At 50.2% G+C, this 8,440-nt stretch carries 2 protein-coding genes; both read right to left on the reverse strand.

Features of this window, described 5'->3' with window-relative positions:
- Window positions 1-1,782: 1,782 nt before the first annotated feature.
- On the reverse strand, window positions 1,783-2,709 hold the full coding sequence (locus MRY86_RS24705; RefSeq protein WP_293566027.1) for a PorP/SprF family type IX secretion system membrane protein: 927 nt from the start codon (window positions 2,707-2,709) through the stop codon (window positions 1,783-1,785).
- Between the two features lie 65 nt (window positions 2,710-2,774).
- Complete coding sequence (locus MRY86_RS24710) at window positions 2,775-8,417, reverse strand: cohesin domain-containing protein (protein WP_293566025.1); 5,643 nt, start codon at window positions 8,415-8,417, stop codon at window positions 2,775-2,777.
- Between the last annotated feature and the right edge of the window lie 23 nt (window positions 8,418-8,440).

Here is an 8,440-nt window from a genome sequence, read left to right on the forward strand (position 1 = left end):
CAACTGAATACCCTCAAATAGGGCGCGTTCCAATTGACTATTGTTTTGTTAAAGCTAGAGGGGCTTTGACCTTACACCCGCCTGCTATATGATGCCGCTCAGGCAAATACAAGCTTTGCCCTTATCCTGGGGTACCGCGCATAGGCTCCGTGGCTTTCCCGCTCCTATGGGATAAGCTGTGAACCTGGCAAAACACCCACGGACCGCTTACATCATTTTCCATAGCTAGGGCCAATAGTTACAGCACCCCTACTCCTATCAGGCCGGTACGGCACAGCAGTACCAGCGCGGGCCGATTCAAAAAAACCGCCCATAAGCCGAAGGTAGAATCCAAAAGTATTCCCATTTGGGATATGCCTGGTTTGCTTTACAGGTGGATCTGGGTCTTTTATTCTACGGAACATTCGCACCCGAATCAGCCTGTCCGGTTGATTCCAGAGCAAGGCCAGCGGGCAGGCACGCGCCTGCCCTGACCTCAAAAGCAATGTTTGAAGGTTTTGCATATTTACTTCTGTTGATCTCCTGTAGCACTTCATCCACTACAGCCCCCTGATGCTTGTATTGCTACCTGCATGAGGGTGCCGTAACCGGCAAAACAAATCGGAACAAACGACAAAAGCCCAGGCACTGTCTCCACAGTATCCGGGCTTTGAAACTGATGCCATGATAGATGCAGTCAGCCTTTCCCAGACACTTGAGACCAATGCGGATACCCGAGCTCCAATGCCCGGATACCTGACTACTCCCCAGGGATTTGTAACAGGCAGGCGATTCACCCGACTGTCAAACCAAAGGAGTAGGTACAACTAACTCCACTATTGCTGTATACATGCCCTTCATCTGCCGACGAGGAGCTGTCAGGGCCTGGCTCAGATACCGGAATGACGTGAGTATTCGGGTGTCTTGACCGGGTTACCTAACAACTGATGCACTGTTGCTGCCCAGAAAGGCAGCCGACAATAGAGTTGTTATACAATAGCGCTTTGTCTAGCATGAAAACGGCGTATCAGGTAATGCACCAGATGTATCCCTGGTAAACCAAGGGCAAGACGCACTTTACCTAACCACGTCAGGCAGGCAGCTTACACGAGTAACCATACCTGTCCTTTCCTGCTTTCCAAAGCACAAGCATACCTTTACGTATGCCGTCTCTGATTTTGTTTTGCCTGTTTGAAGGCTACTGACTCAAACCTATAACTGCGAAAAGCGTGCCAAAAATCAAAAATGGAAGAAAAAAGAAGAGAAAATCGAGAGAAAGCCGAAAAGGAGAGGTAAAAAAAAGCCCCCCTTCTAATGTTAGAAGAGAGGCCATCCCAAAAACCGATTTAAGTATAAACTTGAAAAACGGTTCTTGTGAATCACATACAATCCAATCGCCTAAATCTTTGCAGCTGATTATGCGCTGCGTGTATAGGTTTACGGAATCAAATTTGAAAAGTTTCAATTTGTTTCAGGAAAAGTTTTTCCGATTTCCAAAACCTACTTCCTCCCCCGGCCCGGATATTCCACGGAAGTTTCCAGACGGGGGAGGATGCGGCAAGCTAAAGGCTTAGTCCGCACGCAGGCGAATAAATAACTACATCAAAATTCGTTTTAGGCAATCATTTGCCCGGCAGCGTAACATTTTACACAGCCTGTATTTTTGAAGTGTTTCACTAATATCACCGAATCAAGATGTAGCAAGACGGTGCCACGGCCCGATGACCGGGGCGACCTTAACCTATTCAGCAATTATATAGCAAACACCTTGCCAAACATTCAACCCTCATCGGAATTATACGACTAGTAACGGCGGCGCTTCTTGGTATCCCGCTCAAAACCCAGGATCAGGCTGATTTCGTGAGAGCCGTTATTGTAGCTCTGAAACTGCTGAAAGAAGACATCATAGCTGTAGTAAATCTGAATATTGCTGGTTTCTCCCATAGATAGCTGAGTACCCAGAAGAATACCTAATGCACCTAGTGAACGGTAAGACAGGCCAGTTGTCAGCTGATTGTCCATAAACCGCGCCATGAGGTTAATGTCAATCTGCGAAGGCACGTTCCGGACGTTCCGCAGCATAACAGAAGGCTCGAAAGAGAAATCCAGGTCATCTACCTCCATTCTATGGCTGGCAAAGAAGGTGTAATACTCCAGAATAGACTCGTCTGTGTCCTGAGAAATGCGGGAGCGGACCAAATTGGTAAAAGAAAGCCCTACCCGCGTATTTTCACCAAAAGAGCTAAAGAATCCTAAGGCGGCATCGAACTCGCCTTCGCCGTTCATAAAATCTTGTACCAGCTGATCGTTAAAATCAACAAAGTTGTTGGTCATAACGCTGTTGTCCAATGTCATTTGCTGGTATTCTGCCTGGAATCCTGCTGCCAGCTTGACATTATCGCTGATATCAAACCGGAAAGCATAGTTCAGGTGTGCACGCAGACGCTGCAATTGCGCAGCAGACTCAGTCAGGACACCTACCCCCAGCCCAAAGTTGTCTCCCAGCGGGCCATTGTACTGCGCCGCGTAGGTAGTGGGGGCATCCGAAAAACCCGACCACTGTGCCCGGGCGTTCAGCTGCAGCTGGTAGGAATTGTCAAAACCTACCGCACTGGGGTTGATCAAAACTGGCGTCAGGTTATAATGCCCGAAAATGGCTTCGTCCTGAGCTGTTGCCAACTGCCAGGTCGCCAGGCAGCAAAAAAGGAGGAGTAGAAATTTACTTTTCATCGTCAAATCGGTTGAGGGTTGAAGAATGGAGCAGGGACCGAAAGCCGCCTGCTCCGGATATCTTATTAATCTTCACGAAGAATAGTCAATGAGCCTCGCTGTTGACGAGGGTTGCCTTCCGGGTCGGTATAGTCTAGTACATAGTAGTACGGCCCTTCCGGCAGTGGTGCACCATCCTGAGTGACACCGTTCCAGGTGTTGTCGTAGTTATTCGCTTCAAATACCAACTGTCCCCAGCGGTTGAAAATTTGCAGGTGGTTATCCGGGAATTCATTGACACAGAGGATGATAAATTCTTCGTTGGCACCGTCATTGTCCGGTGTCAGGATGATGCGGTCTGAGAAACAAGGGAAGCGACGGTCTTCCACCCGCACAGAGGTATTCTCAGAGAGGCAGCCATTACGGTCGCGCACCTGAAGGAAGTACTCACCAAAGCAAAGATCAAGCAGCTCGGCATCCTGTAGGTCAGACTGTCCCCAGTTGAAAGTGTAGGGGCCTGTGCCGCCGTCCACGATGGCCTCCACCGAACCGTTGCAGCCTTCTGTTGCTGGCTCAGTCTCAAAGGTTACGGTGATCGGAGCTGGGTTTTCCACTTCGAAAGTAGCAGTCTGCTGGCAATTATTGCCATCGAGTATCGTCACGGAGTACGCTGCGGGCTCGAGTTGGGTGATGCGGTTGCCAAAACCACCATTGCTCCAGAAGTAATCCAGTGGCTCAATACCACCATCGACATTTGCGGTAATAGCACCGTTTCTGCCGTCGTGGCAAAGCACATCCTGAATGAAGGCTTCTACCTCAATAGTATCGGGTGCAGTGAGCTCGATCTGATTGGTTGATGTACAGCCTACTTCATCTTGTACCATCAGCTGGTAAGTACCTGCAGGCAGGTCTTCGATATTCTGCCCGGTGCCAACCAGCATACTGGTTTCTACATTGGTCCACTCATACAGGTAACCACTGCTGCCGGTGGCTGTAGCACTCAGTGCTCCGTCCGCAGCATCCGGGCAGCTCACATCAAACCCGTTATAATTCTCCTCAGAAGTGATCGCTACGGCCAGCGCAGACTCTGTCTCTATGACCACCTGACGCGTCAGCATATTGCCTGATGCCTCGGTGATGATCAATGTATAGGTCCCCGCGATAAGCCCTGTGGGGTCTTCCAGGTTAGAAACCTGATTGCCGTTGGCATCATTCCAGACGAAAGTGTAGTTTGGATCACCACCGACTACGTCGATGTCGATAGCGCCGTTGGTGTCATCCGGACAGCTTGTAAATTCCACATCGCCAACCTGCACGTCAAAATTGTTGATGAATATAGAATCCACCTCGATGATACAGCCATTGGCATCAGTAACTGTTGGCACGTACCACTGATCCGCACAAAGCCCGCCAATGCTTGCTCCTATGCTGCCGTTGTTCCAGTTGACCGTATACTGAGGTGTACCACCGGAGATGCTTACGGAAATCTGTCCATTGCAGTTCCCCTCTGTTGCGTGCCGGTAGTCCGGTGCAGTGACTTGCAGTTGTGCAGGGCTTGGAATCGATATGGTTGTTGTCGTCTCACTGCCCAGCAAATCAGTAATCACGATCATAGTAGACCCTGGAGGCAGATCATTGACAGTAAAGGTATTATCAGTGGCAGTATATGGTGTCACCTGTCCTTCTGAATCTGTTACTTCAATAGTGAAATTCGGCACACCGCCATTGATCTGAATCTCAAGGGAGCCGTCCTCTGTGTAAGAACAGGTTGTCCCTACCGCGGTTACCTCAGGCGCTCCCATGGGGTCAGCGAAGTACACATTGAAGCAGGTATCCTTGCTACAATTATTGTTGAAGTTGTTATCCGTGATCGTCACACAGTACTCACCGGTTCCCAGGTTTGAAACACTGGGGTCGTTGGCACTAAAACCATTGGGGCCACTCCATTCGTAGGTCAGCGGGCTCGTACCGCCACTTGCGTTCAGCGTGATCGAACCATTGGTATTGGTTGATGCGCCGGTGACTGGGATCAGGGTTGGGTTGAAGTTAATTTCAGGCGACTCGTCAACGATGAAGGTCATACTCGCCGTTTCGTTGTTGCTATCCGTTACGGTAACGGAATAGCTACCTGCAGTAAGCCCGGTTGCTATTGCTCCGGTCGCCGTTGTGCCCGTCCATGCATAAGTGTATGGAGGCATACCTCCGTCTGCACTCAGCTCAATTGTACCTGTAGCTTCACCAAAACAGGCATCAGTAATATTGCTGTTGATCCGAAGCACTTGTTCCACCGCAACACACGCGGTTGTCGTACAATCGTTCGCATCAGTGATGGTCACACAATACTCGCCCTGCTCATTAAGGTTCACAAGGCTGGAAGCGGAAGAGTTGAAGTTGCCCGGACCTGTCCAGCTGTAAGTGTAAGGCATGGTGCCGCCATTTACCTGTAGGTCTACTGCCCCATCCAGCCCCTGATCAATCGGTGTGGCATCAATGGTTTGGACAGCGAGCGCTGCATTCGGTTCGTTTATGGTGTATACCTCAGATGCAGTACAGTCATTCACATCCGTTACGGTTACGGTGTATTGGCCGGCGACCAGGTTAGCCACAAGGCTTTGGTTGCTGGAGAAGTTGTTCGGCCCGGACCAGCTATACGTAAAGCCGCCGTTTCCACCAGAAACAGCCAGGTTAATGACACCCGTTGCTTCTCCTGCGCAGCTTACATCGGTTACGCCTTCCAGCAAGTTGATCGGGCTCGCATCGTCTACCTGAAAGCTGGCAGTGCTCTGGCAGCTCGCATCATCGAGTACGGTTACGGAGTAAGTGCCGGGAGAGAGGTTGTTCAGGGTTGAAGAACCCGGAACACCAGGTGCTGTACTCCAGAAGTAGTTGGCCGTTCCTACCGCGCCACTAACAGAAAGGGCAATAGAGCCATCATTTTCGCCGGCACAGCTCTCGTCCTCTACGGTTGAGTTGATGGTGCCACCCTGACCCGTACCGTTAGGCACGTTGTAGCAATTTTCAGCAGTACAGCCATTCTCATCGGTCACGGTAACACAGTAGGTGCCGCCCGGAAGGTTACTTGGATTGGTCTGGCCGGACTGAATGCCGCTATCCCATGAGATGGTGTAGCCCGGGTTGCCCCCGGAAATATTCAGGTTAATTGCACCATTTGTACCATTTAGACAGGTTGGTGCAGTTACCCCTCCGCTCAGTGCAACCGCACTGGAAGGACCATCTACGGTATATGTAGCTGTGGCAGTCAAGCCTCCACTGCCCATATCGGTAACGGTAACGGTGTAATTACCGGCAGCGAGGTTGTTGATTGTAGCTGTTGTGGCGTTGTTATTCCAATTGTAGCTGTAGGGCCCGCCTGTACCGCCGTTAACGGTCAGCGCGATGGCACCTGTGTTCTCTCCGAAACAGTCTACATCGGTAATATTCACCTGTGCAATACTTGGAGGTTGCACAGCAGATATCGTAATCGTACCGGGTAAGCTGTTGAATGGGATGACATCGCCGTTGCTGTCTGATATCTCAATGGGGGTCACACTGCTAGAGAATGTAATGTCGGACATATCGCCGTCATCGCCAATTGCGGTGAAGCAAATTTCAAACAGTGCCGCGCCATTTGGCAGGTCTACCGGTGTGATGGACTGGCTAAACCAGTTCACGGAAATATTGCCTGCGCCGATTTGGGTGGGCGTACCGAAGTTGCCCGCCAGTGAGAAATCCGGAATTGCAGGGTTAAGGCTACTTATGTTTTGAAAACTCAGCTGGGTTTGATCGTAATTGATCGTAAAGGCAAAACCAACCACATCCAGGAAATTCAGCACGTTGACCGGCACGCATACCTGATCGCCAGGCTGTACGGTCTGATCCGGGATAGAAAGCCGGAAGCCATCAAAGGCAGAGTTGATACAAATCGTGCCCTCTTCCCCACTAAAGCTGAGGCTTCCCAGTGTGCTACTGGTAAAGTTGATCGGCTCAGCCGAGCCTGTTATATCGATGTCTGAGCAAGTATCTTCTGTGCCAATTGCTGTAAAGCACAAATCGAATAGTACCGTGCCGTTGGCTAAGGTCGCGGCACCGCCACTCCAGGATACGGAAATGATGCCTGGCGTTGAGGTGTTGATATTGGCACCTGTGAAGTTAGGCAGCATGGATGTGATGGCATCGAGGTTATCGAACTGCAGTTCGTTTGCATCATACTCCAGTGTAAAGCCAAAATCGGTGATATCCGTAAAGGCATCCACTGAAACCGGTACACATACGGCTGCATCAAGGTCTACCGAAGCGTCCCCAACTTCTACCTGCACTTGTCCCGGCACGCTGTCCTCTATACAGACGGTGCCATCCTCAAAGAAGGCGGGAATGACATTCTCATCCGCATCAGAGAATTCTATAGCGGCAACATCCGAAGTGAATTCCAGGTCTGAGCATGACCCGTCTACCCCAAGTGCCGTGAAGCAAACCTCAAAGAGTACTTCGTTGTCGGGGAGGGAAGTGGGGATCAGGCTATTCTCAAACCAGTTGACGGTAATGAAGCCAGCGCTTGGATTACCGATGTTGCCGGCAGTCGTAAAACCAGTCAGATTGGTGGTCAGGTTAGTGACCTGATCAAACGATAAGTGCGTCGCATCATAGTTGAGTGTGAAAGACATCCCCACGATGTCCTCAAAATTCTGGACCGTAACCGGAACGCAGAAAGACTCAGCAGGCTCTGCGTCAATGCTGCCTGCGGTGAGGGTCAGGTCTGTCGTCACACCGGTAAAAGTAATGGTACCAGGGTCACTGTCAAAAGGGATAATATCCTCATTCTCATCAGAAAACTCAATAGCAGCTACATCTGAAGTAAACTCAATATCAGAAGTAATTCCGCTACCGGTTGCGGTGAAGCAAATATCAAAGAGGACCTCCCCATCCGGAAGATCCATAGGCGTCAAGCTGTTCTCAAACCAATTGACCGTGATAAACCCGGCACTCGGCGTACCAATATTGGCAGCTTCTGAAAAGCCTGGTAAATTGGAGGTGAGGCTGGTAATGTCATCGAGCGTCAGCACACTAGGATTGTAGCTGATGGTAAAGGACATACCCACTACGCCTTCAAAATTGAAGGCCTTCACAGACGTACAAAACTGATCGCCGGGATCAACCGTTTGATCATCAATTGTCAGGAATAGCCCCGTTGGAGTAGGGTCACCTGAAATGGTAATGGTGCCATTGTTGATAACCGGGGGAATAACATTTTCGTCAGCGTCTGAGAATTCGATGGCAGCAACTTCAGAAGTGATATCCACACCTGCGGAGCCCCCGCCTAATGCTTCAAAGCACACTTCAAAGAGCACTGTTCCATTCGGTAAAGAAGTAGGCGTGAGGCTGTTCTCAAACCAATTGACCGTGACCTGACCTGGTCCGGGGTTGCCAATATTGCCCGCTACGCTGAAGCCCGGAAGGTTGCTCGTCAGGTTTTGAACGTTGGTGTAGGTCAGCAATGACTCATCATAGCTTATGGTGAAGGACATGCCGATAAGGTCTGTGAAGTTGTCTACTGTGACCGGCACACAAACAGTTTGCCCCTGATTAGCTGAGGTGCTACCCACAGTTACCGTGAGGTCGTTAGAGGGCGGTCCACCATTAATGGTCACCGTGCCATCGTTCGCAACGAGTGGAATAACATTCTCATTGATATCCGAAAATTCAATCGCTGCAACGTCTGAGGTAATCTCCACATCCGTTGTACCTGAACCAATCG

It is taken from the genome of Phaeodactylibacter sp., assembly GCF_022763345.1.
In the GTDB taxonomy this organism is placed as follows: Bacteria; Bacteroidota; Bacteroidia; order Chitinophagales; family Saprospiraceae; genus Phaeodactylibacter.